This window comes from Exiguobacterium sp. SL-10 (assembly GCF_004337025.1).
Taxonomy (GTDB): domain Bacteria; phylum Bacillota; class Bacilli; order Exiguobacteriales; family Exiguobacteriaceae; genus Exiguobacterium.
This window is the reverse complement of record NZ_SJUP01000005.1, coordinates 176403-193294: the sequence shown is the minus strand read 5'-3', so window position 1 is coordinate 193294 and position 16892 is coordinate 176403. Positions and strand designations below refer to the sequence as shown.

Genomic DNA, 16892 nt, shown 5'->3' with positions numbered 1-16892 from the left:
ATCCAACCTCCTAAAAAAGTTACAGTTTTTTCCTATTACCAATAAGCGTAGCATGTATGCCGGCTATTGAGAACCCGGGTACTTTCTCGCTCAGGGTTGCCGCTTCAAGTAACGGTCGAGTGCCGCGTGAAAGCGTTGTTGTTGCGCCAACGGGATATCATGATTGGAGGCTGGACCATATCGAATCAGATGATAAAGCGAGGCGTCGATATCCGTCAGCTCGATGCGTTCGAACCAGTCGACGACCGTCTCATTCGTCCGAAGCTTTAGCTCAGGGGCGAGCGACGCGTTGAACGTGATCAGCCAATCCCTCAGTTCGATATTCGTGAGCATCGGGAACGTCTGTGCCTTAATCGATGTGTCCGCGTTGAGCGACAGTGGCGCAAAGGCATTCTGTCTACTAGAGAACGTGAATCCTTTTCCCCGTTGACGACGCAGCCATCTACGCACGCCATAGACGGTCAACCCGACAGCAGCGAGGAGAGCGAACAACGTGCCGAGTCCGCCGGGGTCATTGCCATTCCCGCGACCGAACTTGAATTTGAGCATCTTTTCCTTCGGGCGAGGGTCTCCCTCAAATTTGGGCCCTGTCGTTTTCCCCATATCGATGCCGCCTGTTTGCCGCTTATCCTCTTCTTCTCTGTTCACTTCCGTCACGTTAATTGGAGCAGGTGTATTGATCGTTTGAAACCAACTGAACGTCGTCTTGCTGACAAAGACGAACGTCACAACGAGACAAGCTGTCACAACAAGAAATCCTATAAATCGAGACGACCACTTCATCTTTTCCCTCCTTATCGGAATGTTCAGACTATTTATTGTCTATATTACCATAAACAGGTAAACTGCGAGTAAGACACATGTAACGGAGGGGAACGAAATGGGAATCGAAGCGGTCATCAAACAGTTGAACGAAGTGTACTTAGGAAAGAGTGAGGTCGTCCGGCTCTGCTGCACGGCGCTTCTCGCCGAGGGACATATTTTGCTCGAGGACGTACCTGGGACGGGGAAGACGTTGCTTGCCAAAGCGATCGCTGGAAGTTTTGACGGATCATTCTCACGCATTCAATTTACGGCTGATTTGCTCCCGTCCGACGTCATCGGGACCGACTACTTCAACATGAAGACGCAAGGATTTGATCATCGGCAAGGTCCGATTTTCGCGAACATCGTCCTGATTGATGAAATCAATCGGGCCGTCCCGCGCACCCAGTCGGCGCTACTCGAAGCGATGGAAGAACGACAAGTGTCAATCGGCGGAAAGACGTATCCGATGCCGAAGCCTTTTTTCGTCATCGCGACGCAAAACCCGATTGAATCGGCCGGGACGTTCCCACTGCCGGACGCACAACTCGACCGGTTCCTCATCTCGATTCCGGTAGGGTATCCGGACGCCGCCGAAGAGCGAGAACTGTTGCTGCAAGTGCTGACCGAGACCCGCAAACACATCGAGGCGGTGACGTCACTTACCTCGCTCCAAGAAGCGCAGGCCGAGACGAGACAAGTCGCGATTCAAGACGATGTCCTCGACTATATGCTCGGTCTCGTCCATGCGACCCGGGCCCACGCGTCCGTCGAGGTCGGGGTCAGTCCACGCGGGGCGATTGCACTGCTCCGCGCTTGTCAAAGCTATGCCTATTTGGCCGGCCGACTGTACGTCATCCCGGAAGACGTCAAAGCCGTGGCGCCGTACGTGCTCGCCCATCGGATCAGCTTGACGCTCGAAGGCGGCATCAAGTCGACGAAAGCGAACGTCATCGCACACATTTTAGACACCGTGCCCGTGCCGGTCGAGGGCTGACGATGATCCTCTCCACGCACGCTTGGTTGCAGCGCCGGCTCCTCCCTATATATCTCGTGAGCGGAGCCATGCTCGTGTTCTTCCCGTACGTCTATGGGTTCGGCTATCTATGTTTCATTGTAGCGAGTGCGATTTGGATGCTCGAGCGGACGCGGCAACAACTTGAGCGGCACATCGATCTCCGGTTCACGCAATACGAAGAATTGCTGTTTGTCGGAGATGAGAGTCGACTCGTGTTGGTGGTTGATGGGGTGGACGAGTTGGACCGGCTCGGACTTCCGCTGCGCATTCGTTTGAAGGTGAGCTCAGGAATCAGCTTTCCGGCGCATGAGCGCCTTCCGAACGTGCTCGACTATGAGGTCGATGTCGGTCGAGCCCGCTACGAATTGGTCGTGCGCGCCGAGTATCGCGGTCCCGCCGCATTTGAGGAATGCGTCATCGCCGTCACGCTCCCGTTTCGACTCGGAACGTATTTATATGAGCGACCGGTCGATACAGCGTGGACCGTCCTCCCATCACTCATTCTTCATCCACCGGTCGGGACGAAACGGCTCGCGCTCGGGGACCGGCCGCTCTTGGCGTCACCACTCCAAAATCCGTTACAGCTGATTGGGTCGAAACCGTATGAAGGGGAACCGGTAAAGGAGATCGATTGGTATGCGACGGCGAAACTTGGACGATTGCAGTCGAAAGTGTTTCAACAGACGACGCTCGATACGTTCACGTTCGCCTTGGATTTGAACGGTCCTTCCGGTTATACGCTCCATCACGACTTCGAATCGCTCATCAGTCAAACCGCTTTCGTCACGTCGCGTCTGTTAAAAGAGGACTGTAAGATTGAGTTATTCTTGAATCGATTTGACGAGGATGGGACGATGGTTCACATCCGGCTTCAGGAAGGCGAGCGCGGCATTCGATTCATCTTGCTGCAGTTGGCGACCATTCACCCAGGCAATCGCTTCATCTCGACCGACGCCTTTACACGGATGGTCGAGCGAAAACGATTGAAGCAAAGCCATCTCGTCTGGTTCAATCAACACAATCTGTACGATTGAACAGGGAAATGTCGGATTTTGGCGAACTCTTTCTTTATGTATGAATTGGGACAAAAGGAGAGAGACATATGCCAAAACGGAAATTTGCCAACCGCCGGGATTGGGAACGAATCTTGCAACATCGCTACGCGCAAATGGAGGTACATGATGACCGTTTCTCCGGGACCGTCGCCTTGTTTCAAATCGATGTGGTCCGCGCACCTCAATATAAGATACACAAAGGAGAAGAGTTCATCGTCGCCGATGCCGGTTACAGCTGGCTCCAATATTTCCCGGACGACGAGCCGTTCGGTGTGACCGTCATGTTTAATGATGAAGGGCACATCGTTCAATGGTACATCGATATCGTCGAAGCGATCGGATATGAGGACGGAATCCCGTATATGGACGACTTGTTGCTCGACATCCTCATCTTCCCGAACGGCGACGTCGTCCGCAAAGACGAGGACGAGTTCGAGGAAGCGACGGAAGCCGGGGAATTGACGCCGGAACTCGTCGAGAGAGGATGGCGTGATTTCAAAGCGACACTCGATCGGATTGAACGTCGTGACTTTGTCTACTTCGAGTTGGCGAACGAGCATTACGCCGAGTTGAAACAAAAACTTTGAACGGCCTGTTCCCTTTGGTACAGTGAAAGAAAAAACAGGGGGACGAATTATGAAAACCATCAATACCGAGACGTGGTCGCGCAAGAAGCACTACGAGTTCTTCAAGGCGTTCGACGCCCCACATTTCAACGTGACAGCGAGCGTCGATGTGACGAAGTTACATACGCACGCCAAACGGACCGGCCAGTCGTTCTTTAAGCTGTTCTTGTACGGTGCCGTCAAAACGGCGAACGCCATCCCGGAACTTCGCTACCGCATCCGCGGCGACGAGGTCATCGAGCATGACGTCGTGCATCCTTCCTTTACTGTCATGATGGACGATGACGTCTTCAATTTTTGTACGGCGACGTATAAAGACGCGTTCCCGGACTTCATGGAAGAAGTGACGGACCGGATGAGCGGGGCGAAACGGGAAGTCGTTGTCGGCGACGATGAGCCGGACAGCCTCCTTTATATCACGAGCGTGCCTTGGGTCACGTTCACGAGCATCAGCCACCCGACACATGAGCAACAGCATGATACGGTGCCGCGCATCGCCTGGGGCAAGTTTACGGAGACGGGTGACCGGATGACGATGCCGCTCTCAGTCCAAGCGCATCATGCCCTCGTCGATGGCGTCCATGTCGGCCGTTATTATGAGTTGTTGCAAACATGGCTCGATGACTTGAGTGACTTGGAAGTCCAAACCCCAGAAGAGAAAGGCCTCGACGAAGCGATTCGTCTCCGTGAGAACGGGGAGCTCGAGCGGGCGAAGCAGCTGTTGCTCATGTTGCTCCGTCAAGACGAGAAGAATCCACGCCTACATGCCCATTGTGCCTGGTGTTATGATTCGCTAGGGGAAGAACGTCAAGCCGTCCTGCATTACGAACGGGCAATCCGGCTCGGACTCTCGGGTGAAGAGCTCCGGGAGACGTATATCGGACTCGGCAGCACGTATCGGGCGCTCGGCCGCTATGAGGACGCTGAGGAGTTGTTCGCCAAGGCGATTGAACAGTTCCCAGACATCGGGGCGCTCAAAGCGTTCCAGGCGATGACCCATTACAATCTCGGACGCCACAGTGAGGCGACCGGTGCGTTGCTCGAATTGCTCGCAAGCCCGGAGCCGGATGACAGCATCAAACGGTATCGTCGCGCCATCGCATTTTATGCGCGGAATCTTGACGAGACGTACGACTGAAATGACGAGACGAGGCAACTCGTCTTTTTTTGAGTTAAATGGATTGACCAACAGAAATTGTCATGTTATATTTATCTCGAATTAAAGATATTTAAATTTAAAGTATTGTTTTCTCTCAGCAAAGGAGGGGAACACATGGAAGAACGGAAAACCTTAAAAGCCATCACAGTGTTGCTTCGAGCCTCGCAGTCGATACAAGACGTGGTCAAGCATGAAGTCGCTGAGTACGGGCTGAACCCGACCGAGTTCTCGGTCCTTGAACTGCTCTACCATAAAGGCGACCAACCGATTCAAATCATCGGGAAGAAGGTCCTTCTGTCGAGCGGGAGTATGACGTATATCGTCGATCGGCTCGAATCGAAAGGTTACTTGATTCGAAAAGCGTGTCCGAGCGACCGTCGTGTCACGTATGCGGCACTGACTGAGGAAGGACAGACACTTATGTCATGTATCTTTCCGGCCCACGAAAAACGAATGGACGAGTTGTTCGATGGACTCGATCTAGATGAAACGATCACTCAATTGAAGACGATTGGCAAACGTGCTGAGGCGTCAAAAATTTTTTAATCAATTATCTCGAAATCAAGATTTTGAAGGAGCGATTTTAATGAACCATGTAAAAGGAATTCACCACGTGACGGCGATTACGAGCAGCGCCGAAAAGAACTACGATTTCTTCACGAACGTCCTTGGAATGCGTCTCGTCAAAAAGACGGTCAACCAAGACGACATTCAGACGTACCACTTATTTTTCGCCGATGACAAAGGCAGCGCCGGGACAGATATGACGTTCTTTGATTTCCCCGGCATCCCAAAAGGCGTGCATGGGACGAACGAGATCGCCAAGACGTCGTTCCGCGTCCCGACCGACGAGGCACTTACGTATTGGGTTCGTCGCTTCGACCGGCTTGGTGTGAAGCATGAAGGCATCACCGAGCAGTTCGGCAAGAAGATACTCTCGTTCGTCGACTTCGACGAGCAGGCGTACCAGCTCATCTCGGATGAGTTCAACGTCGGCGTCGCGTCAGGCGAGCCGTGGCAAAATGGCCCGATTCCGCTCGAGTACGCCATCACAGGTCTCGGTCCAATCTTCATCCGCATCGCGGACTTTACGTATTTCAAACAAGTGATGGAGCAAGTCATGTTGTTCGAAGAGATCGGACAAGAAGGTGACGCGCATCTTTTTGAAGGAGGTGAGGGTGGAAACGGGGCGCAAGTCGTCGTCATTCATGACGAGACGTCACCAGTCGCGCGCCAAGGGTTCGGAACGGTGCACCACGTCGCTTTCCGTGTCGATGACCGCAGTGTCCTCGATGAATGGACGGCACGCTTGCAACAGTTCGGGTTACCGACATCAGGTTATGTCGATCGCTTCTTCTTCGAATCGTCGTATGCACGGGTCGCGCCGCAAATCCTGTTCGAATGGGCAACGGACGGACCAGGATTCATGGGCGATGAGCCGTATGAGACGGTCGGTGAAAAATTGTCACTCCCGCCGTTCTTAGAACCGAAGCGGGAACAGATTGAAGCGATGGTTCGACCGATCGATACGGTCAGAAGTACAAAAACGTTCGAGAAAGAATATGAGGGAATGAAATGAGCTTTTTGAATCGTTTGTTCGGTAAACAAGAAGAACCAACCAACTCACAAGGAGGAACTAACATGTTGAAAATTGGAATCGTACTCGGATCTACTCGTGAAGGACGCGTCAGCCCGCAGGTCGGAGAATGGGTGAAAGAACTCGCGGACAAACGCGGTGACGCCAACTATGAAATCATCGACATCGCAGACTACAGCCTTCCGCTTCTCGGCGAGCCAGGCGGTGACGCAACAGGTGCTGGCGCCTGGTCTGAGAAAATCGCTGAGATGGACGGTTTCGTCTTCATCGTTCAAGAATACAACCACTCGATCACAGGCGCGCTCAAAAACGCCCTCGACTACTTGCGCAACGAATGGCATAACAAAGCAGCCGGAATCGTCTCATACGGTTCGGTCGGCGGCGCACGTGCGACGGAACACTTGCGCGGCGTGTTGAGCGAGCTCTTGATCGCCCACGTCCGTGTCCACCCAGCGCTCTCGCTCTTCACAGACTTCGAGAACGGCACACATTTCGCACCGAAAGACGTGCAAATTCAATCGGTCAACGACATGCTCGACCAGCTCGTCCCATGGACAGAAGCGATGCAGACGGTCCGTACGAAAGCAACTGAAGCTACGAACAACTGAGCATTCGACCAGCCTTTAACCAGGCTGGTTTTTTTGTGCGCTTTTTTGTGCAGTCGTGTAGAGTGGGAGGAGAAGAGGGGGAATGGACATGTGGACTCGGAAAATCGTCGCGGCGTCGCTTACTGCGCCGATTTATGCATTCTTGTTGGCTTGTTGGATCGTCATCCCGCAAGGTCCGGACAGCAGTGAGATCGGTGACACGGTGAACGGGCTTCTCATGTTGACGGCCACTTATTTGGTGGTCAGTTTCCCCGTGATCGTCACATATAGCGTCTTGATGTCGATGTTCAGCGATTGGATGGCACGCCGAATGTCGAGGCGGTTCGAGCCGCTCGTCTCGTTTGGCTTACATATTGGGTTCGGACTCGTCTTGCTCTGGCTCAGTGTAGGGGCGGCGGTTCTATATTGGATGATTGACCGCTACTTGACGTATAAAGATCGTCGATTTGCAACGAGACAGGCGTGGTCCAGTCTGGTCATACCCGTTGGCGTCGCCTTGACCGCTGTTGGCGTCGTCTATTTGATTGGGGTGATGCAAGACGTGATGCATCGCTGATACGGGTGAAAGTTGGTAGGATAGGGAACAAAGAAAAGACATGTTTGCAGAGTTGAAGGAGGAATCGTGATGAAATGGATGATTTATGGGGCGAACGGTTACACGGGTGAATTGATTGCCCGCCAAGCTGTGAAACAAGGGATGACACCGGTGCTCGCGGGTCGGCGTGCGGACGCGATCGCCAAGCTTGGGGAAGAACTCGCGTGTGAGACGCGCGTTTTCAACTTGTCATTCGATAAGGCGACACGCCAATTGGAAGACATCGACCTCGTATTACATTGTGCCGGACCGTTCGCCGATACGAGTCGGCCGATGGTCGAGGCGTGTCTCGCCACGAAGACACATTATTTAGATATTACCGGGGAAATCGAGGTGTTCGAATACATTCACTCGAAGAAACGGGCCAAGCTCGCGCAGGAAGCGGGCGTGTTGCTCTGTTCGGGTGTCGGCTTCGACGTTATCCCGACCGACTGTGTGGGCCGAAAGCTGAAAGAGTTGATGCCGGACGCGACGAATCTCGCCCTCGGCTTCTCGGCGGCTGCCGGTATCTCGCGCGGGACGCTGAAAACGGCCATCCGCGGACTTGGATCGAGCAGTGCCGAGCGGAAAGATGGTGAACTGACGCCGTTCCCACTTGGGGCGAAACGACGTCACATCGATTTTGGACGCGGCAAGAAAACGGCCATCGCCATTCCGTGGGGCGATGTCTCGACCGCCTACTATACGACAGGCATCCCGAATATCACGACGTGGGTGCCGGTTCCGCCTGTCTATGCCTACGGAGCGAGGCTTTTGTCTTGGTTCGGTCCGATTCTCGGCAGTGACGCGGTGCAAGGAAAGTTGCTCCGTTATGTCGATGAACATGTGAGTGGGCCGGACGAGTCAGAACGGGAACGTTCGTCGACGTACGTCTGGGGTGAGGCGACGAACGAATCGGGTCGTAAAGTAATCGTCCGTATCAAGACGGCTAGCACGTATGCCTTCACTGTGTACGGGGCGCTTGAAGTCGTGTCACGACTTGTCAGTGCAGGCCGCGTCATCCCTGGCAGCTTCACACCGGCGATGCTGTTTGGGTCACACTTCATCGAAGAAATCGAAGGATCATCGTCCTTTGTCGTCGATGAGGTCCGGCTGTAACGGAATCACAATCTGTTCGCAATCGAAGTGTGGTAAACTCAGGGAAGATTAGAGGGAGGGAATGAGATGAGACGCTTAGAACTAGCCAGGCGGATCGAACGCATCAAAGCGGAAGGGACGTCTGCCTATATTCGGCATCGTAAGCAGACCCCTCCCTATGAAGGTTCGGAATTGATTGTTGAAAACAAGGGCCATGTCTTCCGAATGGGGAATACGAGTTTCGCGGTCGGATTCGGATTGAATCGTCCGACCAGCTTTTACGATTTGCACCAGATGGAGAAGTGGGTGCGCGGGAAGAACGTGTCCCGCCTACATATCGAGGTCTGTCCGCTCGCGGACATGTCACTCCTTCGGTTGCTCCAAGAACGCAACTATACGCTCGATCACTTTTTGGATGTCTGGTTGCTTGACGTGAACGCGTTCGTGTTCCCGTCAGACGAACCGGATGCGGTCGAACGCGTGCACGCCGATAACGTGAACGAATGGGCCCGGGCCATCGCGGCTGGCTTCGCCGAAACAGGGACAATCATGCAAGAGACGATCGATACCGCAAAAGGTTTCTACGCGCTGCCCGAAAATCAGGCGTTTCTCGTCCGTGAAGGTGAGACGGCTGTCGCCGGCGGTATTCTTGCTATCCAAGATGGGATGGGCGAACTGTTTTTGACGAGCACAATCCCAGCTTACCGTGGCAAAGGTTACCAGACACAGCTCATTTTGGAGCGGATCGCCGCCGCGAAAGCAGCGGGTTGTCAGTACGTGACCGTCACGACGAAAGTCGATACGGCATCGGGCCGCAATATGGAGCGTTTAGGTTTTATCCCGTTCTATCAGAAAGCGGTCATGAAAAGCCCGATCCTCAAATGAACAGGTCGCCCCGCGGGGCGACCTGTTGTCGTTAAAGCAAGGATTCGGCGCCGTCGACGTACACCTCGGAACCGGTGACGTGGCTCGACATGTTGCTCGCGAAGAACAACACGACGTCCGCGACTTGTTTGGCCGTGCCTGACTTGCCGGCGAGTGGCTGATTCCCTTCCGGATACTCGATTGGGATGACGACTTCCTCAAGCAAGGCGTCGTCTCGGTTCGTCGAGTCATCGATGTTCGTATCGATGGCCCCGGGACAAATCGAGTTGACGCGAATGCCGAACTGGGCGAGCTCGGCTGCAGCCATTTTGGCGAATCCGGTCTGTCCGGCTTTTGTCGTCGCATAACCGCTGAAACCGAAGTTTTTGAAATAACGGTTCCCGTTGATGGATGACGTGATGATGATGCTGCCGCCTCGTTCCTTTAAATACGGGATGGCATGTTTCACCGTCAAGAACGTGCCCGTTAAGTTCGTCTCGACGACACCGTTCCAATCCTCGAGCGACAAATGCTCGATTGGCGTGATCGTCCCGTTACGACCCGCGTTCGCGAAGACGATATCGACGTGACCGAAACGTTCGACGGTCTGTTCATACGCTCGTTTCATCTCGTCTTCCTTCCCGACGTCGGCACTGATGCCGATGGCTCGTTCGTCTCCGATCAGGCTCGCGAGTTGCTGGGCATCCTCCAATTTTAAGTCGACGATGGCGACTTTTGCCCCCGCTTGGACGAACCGGATGACGGCGGCGCGCCCGATTCCGGATGCCGCGCCTGTGATGAATGCGACTTTCCCCGACAACAATGTATTTGAAATCATTCAATTCGCTCCTTTCAGCTTCCTGTTCTCATATTCCACCGTTCCCTAAAAACTATGCTCGTTTTCTGAAAAAAAGCCGTGTCGCTTAATCCGGCGTTACATGGATTGACACGGCAATTTTGAGTTTGGCGTCACGGTCGAGCTCCACCGTGACGACTTGACCGACCCGAAGTTCTTGCACGTCGTTCGCACCCCCGGTCACTTCGGTCTGATCATTGATTAAAATCGTATACAACTTGACTTCATTGCCCGAGACGTCACTTGGACCAATCATCAATTGGGGGATATCGATTTGCTCAATCCGTCCTTCGATTTGATGGTCGTCCCACGTACTAATCCAATACACCGCCACTAAACAAAGACCGATAAACGCGAGGGCAAAGATGAGTCGTGTCCTCATGACGTTCCTCCTCTGCGGTATTCCGGTACGATGGTTTCCATTAGTTATTTACCCGTATTACAGGAATTGTACAGGATTCTTTTGACAGGAATTTGAATCAATGTTGCGGAATATAACAAGACAATTTGATGAGTGGAGGTGCTGACGATGATGCTAGTCGGACTGATCGGTTTAATCATTTCAGGATTGGTGGCGTTCGGATGGTGGACAATCGGATTCCCACGGCGACGCATATGGGGCGGACTGATCATGTTAGGTGTCGCGTTCACCTGCTTCCCTTTCCTCCTTGTCTTGAGCGGGGAACGGTTTGGGTTCCATGGCATCATCGCGGGATTGGTCGGATTATTTTGTATCGTTGCGGGCGGATTCTTCTTTCTTGTGCTCGGTTGGATTGGCCGTCCGCAGAAAATTCGAAAGGTACGGACACTCTCGGAAGACCCTGATTTGTTTTAGGATAGGTTGTCAGCCGACTCTTGGAACCCGTACAGTGAATGAAACAAAGATGAGGGAGCGATGAGGTTGGGGACAAGTAAACAAGCGCCGACGTTACGGCCAGGGGATACGATTGGAATCATCACGCCGTCGTTTCCGGCACCGGACCGGTTTCCGGAACGGTATGCGCGAGGAATTGAACAGCTCAAGCGGATGGGTTTTCTCGTTCGGGAGGGACGGTGCACGCACCGATCAGAAGGATACCGTTCGGCCTCGATCCGCGAACGGGCCGAGGAGTTCAATGAGTTGCTGCGCGACCGCGACGTGAAAGCAATCATTAGCACAATCGGGGGGACGAACTCGAACTCGCTCTTACCGTATATCGATTACGAGGCGTTGCGACAACATCCGAAAATCATAATGGGGTATAGCGATGTCACAGCACTCCTCCTCGCCTGCTATACAAAGACAGGTGTGACGACGTTCTATGGTCCAGCCATCGTCCCGTCGTTCGGCGAATACGAAACGATGTTCGCCGACGGAGAACGTTACGTGCGAGAAGTACTCTGTTTGGAACGGATGGCACCGTATACACTCGATGTGCCCCGAGAGTGGACCGAGGAGATGATTGATTGGTCGACCCAGGACCGGGAGAAGACGTTCCGCCCGAATGATGGCTGGCTTACCCTTCGAGGTGGGCAGGCTCGTGGCAAGTTGATTGGTGGGAATATGAATACGATGACCGGCTTCTTAAAATCGGACTATTTTCCCGACATGGAAGGGGCTATCCTGTTTTTAGAAGACTCCTTCAAAACGATGGCGGACGAGGAGCGTTCCCTCAGTATGCTCAAACTGGCCGGTGTGTTCAATCAAATCAATGGACTCATCATCGGGAAACATGAACATTTCGATGCGGGCGGCGCGCCGTTCTCGTTTGAGGACTTGTTGCTCGAAGTGCTTGGAGACGTCGACTTCCCGATTTTGACGAACGTCGATATCGGGCATACGTTCCCGTCTCACGTGTTTCCGATCGGTATCAATGTCGAGCTCGATGCGACGACAGGAACGATCATGTTTTTAGAGGATGGGGTAAAACGATAGCAAAGATGGAGTCAATCTTTGGGGGACACGGGCTGTGACGTAGCAAAATTACGTGCCACATCCGGTAAGCTACTGGGAGAAAGTCTGTTGGTTTCGTATGTTTTCAATGGAAGAGGGGGAATGACGAGATGAACGTTACACATACAGATACACCGCTCCAGATTGAGACCGGACGGTTATACTTGCGGGCACCTCGAGCCGGGGAAGATGCCCGTGTCGTCAACGAGGCGATTCGGGCGTCGCATGATGAACTGAAGCGCTGGCTTCCGTTCGCACAAGAAGTACCCACGTTGTCCGAGACCGAAGAAAACTTGAAGCAGGCACAGGAATTATACGTGACAGGCGAGAATTTTCGGTATCTCATCTTTTTACGGGAGACGGGGACGTTCGTCGGGACGGTCAGCCTGTTTGGAATCGACTGGGACGTCCGGAAGGCTGCAGTCGGCTATTGGCTTCACACGGCACATACTGGCCATGGTTATATGAGTGAGGCGGTCGAGGCGGTCGTCCGTTTCGGATTCTCTCACTTCGGCTTTCAGCGGATTGAAATCCAATGCGAGTCGACCAATGAAGGAAGTCGAATGATTCCAGAACGACTCGGCTTTCAGTTGGAAGGCATGCTCCGAAACGAGGATTTGTCTGCGGACGGAACACACTTAACGGACACGGCTGTCTACGGCATCTTGCCAGGGGAACTTACACTTGTAACGACATGATGCGTTGTGGCCCGATTGGTCCGTCAATCAACCGGCCGGTGTCGACGAAGCCGACAGTCCGATAGAGCGAGCAGGCCGGTTCATTTTTGAGATTGACCGACAGGACGACTTCATGTTTGTCGGTGAAATGCTCCCGGACATAACTCGGCAAATGACGGAGCGCCGCTTTGGCGTGGCCATTTCCTTGAGCCGGATGATTGATGGAGAACATGGAGAGTAATAACGCATCTTTAGCCTCCGTATAAGAGGCGACTCGTTCCGTATCGTGTAGCAAAAAGAAGCCAACGGGCTCATCCGTCGTGATGACGACTGGATACACCCCGTCGGGTAACGTCGAATCGAGATCTTTTGGGAGCGTCGTATACTTCTCTTGTTCGAGCGGTAGGGTAAATGTCTCCAAGGCAGTCCAATGGGCGTCATGGAGTGGTTCGAGTCTGATTGACATGTGGATTCCTCCTCGGTGTAACTGGTCTCTTCTAGTATACTGAACTCTAAATCGAAAGGAACTGAGCAAGATGGCAACACCCTTGATTTCCTACGTTCGAAATCCGCCGCTCGCGGATCTTTACCGTGCCTTTATGGACGGATTTTCTGATTATATGATTCACTTTGACATGGATGAGGCCCGCTTCGAGGAAGTATTCCTCGTCCGCGATCAAAACCAGCCATCCCGTTCCATCGTCGCTTATGCGGACGAGCGACCCGTTGCCGTCATGCTGAGCGGCGTGGCGCATCTCGATTCGGGGTGGGTCACTCGTTGCGGGGGGTTAGCGGTCACGCCAGATTATCGACACTTCGGCATCGCGAACGAGTTGATGCGCCGCTTCGATGAACAAGCGATGGGCACACGTCTGCTTGAAGTCATCCAAGGGAACGAACCAGCGCTCACGCTTTATGAACGGCTCGGCTATGAAACAGTTCGAGAAATCATGTACTTCCAATCTGTACCGACAGAGACGAAGGCGTCACTCGAACCGGAACCGATCACCGAGCTATTCGAGACGTATTATCCGTCTGCGATCCACCGACCGATTTGGCAAGTCGACGTCCGTACGACCCAACAACAGACCGAGCTCATTCGAGTCGAGGAAGGCGAGACGACAGGCGCTCTTCTTTTCCGAGGCGAGCTGCTCCTTGATGTGTTTGGTCGGGATGAGGATGCGGAATGGTTGTTGCGAGCGGCAGGCGCGGCCGGTCCGATTAAACTGACGCTCACTTCGGATCGTCCGGCCTTGATCGAGGCAGCCCGGAAGCTCGGATTCATGCAGGATGAAATCGCCCAATTCGAGATGGTCAAACCGGGGAGGACCGTGTGATGCACCGATTTTTGCCTGTTTTGATGGTACTGTTGATTGTGGGCAATTTGTTCACGATTCTCGGGCTGACGACGAACTTGTCGTCAGGCAGCACTCGATTCTTTTTAGTCGGTGGCCCGACGTTGACCGTCTTCGCCGCCATCAGCATTATCGTCATCGTATTGAAACGAAAACGGTGATGGGGGATTGATGTATGAAGTTTGAATGAAGTTTGTGGAGAGCGTACTCATCGTTTTGACATGTTCGACATCTAAATGAAATGCTTCATATATTGAACTTTTCAAATATGGATGCTATATTCGCACTTGTAGCTTTTTATATAGCTAGCGAATCATCCTATTTGGAGGTTTTATCAATATATGTGGAAACAACTACTCGTAACCGTCGGTACAGGCGCCTTGATTTTAGCAGGGACTTCAGCCGTATCAGCGGATCAACTTACCCCGCAAGACCTCGTCAAGACGACGAAATCGCTTCAACAGACCGAACAACGGCTTCATACCTCGAAACAATCGGTCGCAAAAGCCAAACACCGCGCTGAAGCGGTTGAAGAAAAAGTGAACGCGATTCAAAAGGAAATTGATCACGCCAACGCACAACTTGCGTCTTACGACACAGCGTTGAATTCAGAGACAGACAACCCATCCCTGTTCAAACAAGTGTTATCGACTGTACTTCCGAGCGCGCAAGCGGAAGCGGCGACATCTGAAAAAAACGAGAGCGACTTGAAAGCGAAACAAGCGGCGACGACTCGATCGCTAGAACAACTAGAGAATGAACAGGCCAAAGTCGAAGCGGAGCACAAGAAGGCCCGCTCGTCCCATTCAGCCGCCTACAAGCAACTGAAAGGGCAAGCCGCACAGCTGAAAGATTTGAAACGACAAACGGCAGCGATGGCACCTGAGAAGTTCATGATGCCGGCGACCGGTCGTCTATCACAAGGTTATGGACCGGCGAGCGGCCAGTTCGGATATACGTTCCATAACGGGCTCGATCTCGCAGCGAACGTCGGCACACCGATTTATGCGGCGGCAGCCGGGACGGTCACTACCGTTAAATCGGGTGGTCCTTACGGCAAGCACGTCTTCATCGAACATGAAATCGATGGACAGAAATGGACGACGGTCTACGCCCATATGCATAAAATCGAAGTGAAAAAAGGCCAGACGTTGCTCCAAGGCGAAGGCATCGGCCAAATCGGTAACACCGGCAACTCGTCAGGTCCGCACCTCCACTTCGAAGTGCATCAAGGCGAATACGCTTATTCATCAAGTTCGGCCGGCAACACGGTCAACCCGATGGACGTCACTGAAGTGCTCGGTGGCGCGTCGCCCATTCAAGCGACGTATTGACGCAACGAATTTCGTTGCGTCATTTTTTCTGTCTATTTTTCAAGCCTGCTCGTCATGTGTGGTTCGCAGTTCGAACAGTTTTTGGAACGCCTCGTCGCGGTCGAACGTGCTGAACCATCGGAAATCGTCGATATCTAAAATTCGGTAATGCTGACTGATCATATTTTGTTGAATCCGATACTTCCCTTGGTGCTCGATCGTTGTCCACCAGACGTGTCCGCCTAACGTCTTCGTCGCCAACTTTGGGTCTGTATGCGCGACGAGACGGATGAATTCGATTGGGTGATCTCCAATCAATGAGTGGAGATAGGGACTTTGGTTGAACAAGGCACAGATGGCGACCGTCGTCGTCCAGTTCGCGTTCAGTCGTCGTTTCTCGATTTGAATCAATGTCTTTTTTGAGATGCCGACGAGCGTACAAAGTTCTTCTTGAGATAACCCTTGCTCGGTGCGAATCAGTTTGAGTTTACTAGAAATCAGTTCAGAAAACGTCTCTTTTGTATGCATAACTTCTCCTAAGATGTATTTTTACACATCGTATCATGTGGGTTTGCAATATGGAAGATATAGGATAGGGGATTCGGCTTGATTGAGCAATAAAAAAACGGAAGGAGACGAACTCCTTCCGCTCACGCGATGCCGATCTTATTCGCGGGTCGGGTCGTGATTGCCTTCACTATCCGCGATTGTATCTGAACTCCCGAAATCCTCGACTTGGCTGAACGCGTCCGTACTTTGACCGGATTCGTCCGTTCCATCGAGCTGTTTGCGGGCAGCTGTTTCGGATGGGTTGAGTACGTCCTCTTCAACCGGACGCTCGCGGTCGGTCTGATGTTCCTCTTCTTCTTGTTCACGCGCATGCTTGATGCAGAGCGTCGCTTCCGGGATGACTTCGAGACGGTCCAACTCGATATCTTCTCCACACACTTCACATTTCCCATACGTGCCTTTTTCGATGGCGAGCAGCGCCTTGTCGACGTCACTCAAAAAATCTTCATCGAGCTCTGTGAGTGCTTGGTCGCGTTCGCGCAAAAAGAGCTCTTCTCCAGAATCGGCCGGGTGATTATCATAATGTGACAGTTCCCCTTCATCGTATACTTCTTCCCGATTTTCCATGTATCCTTCGGTCTTCGCTTTTTCTTTTAATAAACGCTCCTTGAACGTATCGATCTGCTGTTGTGTCAACATACGGTTCACTCTCCAGTTCTGTTTTCATTAATATTAGCTTTTCCCATTTTGAGTCGGGACAAACCTTTCGAGTGGCAAAGGCGATTTCTAAACGTCTCGGAAAACGGGTATGATGATAGTGACGCAACGATGATCGTGAAGGAGGG

The 16892-nt window shown here is 52.8% G+C and carries 22 protein-coding genes; 16 read left to right on the top strand and 6 right to left on the bottom strand.

The features are described 5' to 3' along the window. Window positions 1-90: 90 nt before the first annotated feature. A complete protein-coding gene (locus EVJ33_RS08080) occupies window positions 91-783 on the bottom strand; it encodes a hypothetical protein (protein ID WP_131436128.1) in 693 nt (230 codons plus the stop codon). Between the two features lie 97 nt (window positions 784-880). On the opposite strand from EVJ33_RS08080, the gene EVJ33_RS08075 reads away from it, so the two are divergent. From EVJ33_RS08075 to EVJ33_RS08030, 10 genes are all read left to right on the top strand, one after another. After that, complete coding sequence (locus EVJ33_RS08075) at window positions 881-1801, top strand: AAA family ATPase (RefSeq protein ID WP_131436126.1); 921 nt, start codon at window positions 881-883, stop codon at window positions 1799-1801. 2 nt (window positions 1802-1803) lie between these two features. Beyond that, on the top strand, window positions 1804-2856 hold the full coding sequence (locus EVJ33_RS08070; protein ID WP_131436124.1) for a DUF58 domain-containing protein: 1053 nt from the start codon (window positions 1804-1806) through the stop codon (window positions 2854-2856). 68 nt (window positions 2857-2924) lie between these two features. Continuing rightward, window positions 2925-3464 carry a ribonuclease FAU-1 family protein gene (locus tag EVJ33_RS08065; protein WP_131436122.1) on the top strand — a complete coding sequence of 180 codons (540 nt, stop codon included), beginning with the start codon at window positions 2925-2927 and terminating at the stop codon, window positions 3462-3464. 49 nt (window positions 3465-3513) lie between these two features. Next, window positions 3514-4641, top strand: a complete 1128-nt coding sequence (locus tag EVJ33_RS08060; protein WP_131436120.1) for a tetratricopeptide repeat protein — start codon at window positions 3514-3516, stop codon at window positions 4639-4641. A 135-nt stretch (window positions 4642-4776) separates the two neighbouring features. Next, a complete protein-coding gene (locus EVJ33_RS08055; protein WP_131436118.1) occupies window positions 4777-5208 on the top strand; it encodes a MarR family winged helix-turn-helix transcriptional regulator in 432 nt (143 codons plus the stop codon). A 40-nt stretch (window positions 5209-5248) separates the two neighbouring features. Further along, window positions 5249-6241, top strand: a complete 993-nt coding sequence (locus EVJ33_RS08050; RefSeq protein WP_131436116.1) for a ring-cleaving dioxygenase — start codon at window positions 5249-5251, stop codon at window positions 6239-6241. After that, a complete protein-coding gene (locus EVJ33_RS08045) occupies window positions 6238-6867 on the top strand; it encodes an NADPH-dependent FMN reductase (RefSeq protein WP_131436114.1) in 630 nt (209 codons plus the stop codon). The genes EVJ33_RS08050 and EVJ33_RS08045 overlap by 4 nt, the downstream gene beginning before the upstream one ends. 88 nt (window positions 6868-6955) lie before the next feature. Beyond that, complete coding sequence (locus EVJ33_RS08040; RefSeq protein WP_131436113.1) at window positions 6956-7423, top strand: hypothetical protein; 468 nt, start codon at window positions 6956-6958, stop codon at window positions 7421-7423. 69 nt (window positions 7424-7492) lie between these two features. Continuing rightward, complete coding sequence (locus tag EVJ33_RS08035; RefSeq protein WP_131436111.1) at window positions 7493-8560, top strand: saccharopine dehydrogenase family protein; 1068 nt, start codon at window positions 7493-7495, stop codon at window positions 8558-8560. A 66-nt stretch (window positions 8561-8626) separates the two neighbouring features. Next, window positions 8627-9424: a GNAT family N-acetyltransferase gene (locus EVJ33_RS08030; RefSeq protein WP_131436109.1), complete on the top strand. Its 798-nt coding sequence runs from the start codon at window positions 8627-8629 to the stop codon at window positions 9422-9424. A 31-nt stretch (window positions 9425-9455) separates the two neighbouring features. On the opposite strand, the gene EVJ33_RS08025 is transcribed toward EVJ33_RS08030, so the two are convergent. After that, window positions 9456-10241: an SDR family oxidoreductase gene (locus tag EVJ33_RS08025; protein ID WP_131436107.1), complete on the bottom strand. Its 786-nt coding sequence runs from the start codon at window positions 10239-10241 to the stop codon at window positions 9456-9458. 85 nt (window positions 10242-10326) lie between these two features. Next, on the bottom strand, window positions 10327-10641 hold the full coding sequence (locus EVJ33_RS08020; RefSeq protein ID WP_131436105.1) for a hypothetical protein: 315 nt from the start codon (window positions 10639-10641) through the stop codon (window positions 10327-10329). Window positions 10642-10788: 147 nt separating this feature from the next. Here EVJ33_RS08020 and EVJ33_RS08015 point away from each other — a divergent pair, with 147 nt between their 5' ends. The 3 genes from EVJ33_RS08015 to EVJ33_RS08005 all read left to right on the top strand — a co-directional run bounded on the left by EVJ33_RS08015 (window position 10789) and on the right by EVJ33_RS08005 (window position 12890). Beyond that, entirely contained in the window at window positions 10789-11094 is a 306-nt protein-coding gene (locus tag EVJ33_RS08015) for a hypothetical protein (protein WP_131436103.1), read from the top strand. Window positions 11095-11160: 66 nt separating this feature from the next. After that, window positions 11161-12174 carry a S66 family peptidase gene (locus tag EVJ33_RS08010; RefSeq protein WP_236634570.1) on the top strand — a complete coding sequence of 338 codons (1014 nt, stop codon included), beginning with the start codon at window positions 11161-11163 and terminating at the stop codon, window positions 12172-12174. Window positions 12175-12302: 128 nt separating this feature from the next. After that, complete coding sequence (locus EVJ33_RS08005) at window positions 12303-12890, top strand: GNAT family N-acetyltransferase (RefSeq protein ID WP_131436097.1); 588 nt, start codon at window positions 12303-12305, stop codon at window positions 12888-12890. Here the strand turns inward: EVJ33_RS08005 and EVJ33_RS08000 are convergent. After that, entirely contained in the window at window positions 12871-13335 is a 465-nt protein-coding gene (locus EVJ33_RS08000; protein WP_131436095.1) for a GNAT family N-acetyltransferase, read from the bottom strand. The genes EVJ33_RS08005 and EVJ33_RS08000 overlap by 20 nt on opposite strands. Window positions 13336-13405: 70 nt before the next feature. Between EVJ33_RS08000 and EVJ33_RS07995 the strand changes: the two genes are divergently transcribed. The 3 genes from EVJ33_RS07995 to EVJ33_RS07985 all read left to right on the top strand — a co-directional run bounded on the left by EVJ33_RS07995 (window position 13406) and on the right by EVJ33_RS07985 (window position 15558). Then, window positions 13406-14206: a GNAT family N-acetyltransferase gene (locus EVJ33_RS07995; RefSeq protein ID WP_131436093.1), complete on the top strand. Its 801-nt coding sequence runs from the start codon at window positions 13406-13408 to the stop codon at window positions 14204-14206. Then, window positions 14206-14385 carry a hypothetical protein gene (locus EVJ33_RS07990; RefSeq protein ID WP_131436091.1) on the top strand — a complete coding sequence of 60 codons (180 nt, stop codon included), beginning with the start codon at window positions 14206-14208 and terminating at the stop codon, window positions 14383-14385. Before EVJ33_RS07995 ends, EVJ33_RS07990 begins: the two co-directional genes overlap by 1 nt. Before the next feature lie 180 nt (window positions 14386-14565). Then, window positions 14566-15558, top strand: a complete 993-nt coding sequence (locus tag EVJ33_RS07985; RefSeq protein WP_131436089.1) for a peptidoglycan DD-metalloendopeptidase family protein — start codon at window positions 14566-14568, stop codon at window positions 15556-15558. A 39-nt stretch (window positions 15559-15597) separates the two neighbouring features. On the opposite strand, the gene EVJ33_RS07980 is transcribed toward EVJ33_RS07985, so the two are convergent. Then, window positions 15598-16065: a helix-turn-helix transcriptional regulator gene (locus EVJ33_RS07980; RefSeq protein ID WP_131436086.1), complete on the bottom strand. Its 468-nt coding sequence runs from the start codon at window positions 16063-16065 to the stop codon at window positions 15598-15600. 138 nt (window positions 16066-16203) lie between these two features. Further along, the gene (locus EVJ33_RS07975; protein WP_131436085.1) at window positions 16204-16746 is read right to left on the bottom strand and encodes a TraR/DksA C4-type zinc finger protein; all 543 of its coding nucleotides are present in this window, start codon (window positions 16744-16746) and stop codon (window positions 16204-16206) included. Window positions 16747-16892 lie beyond the last annotated feature (146 nt).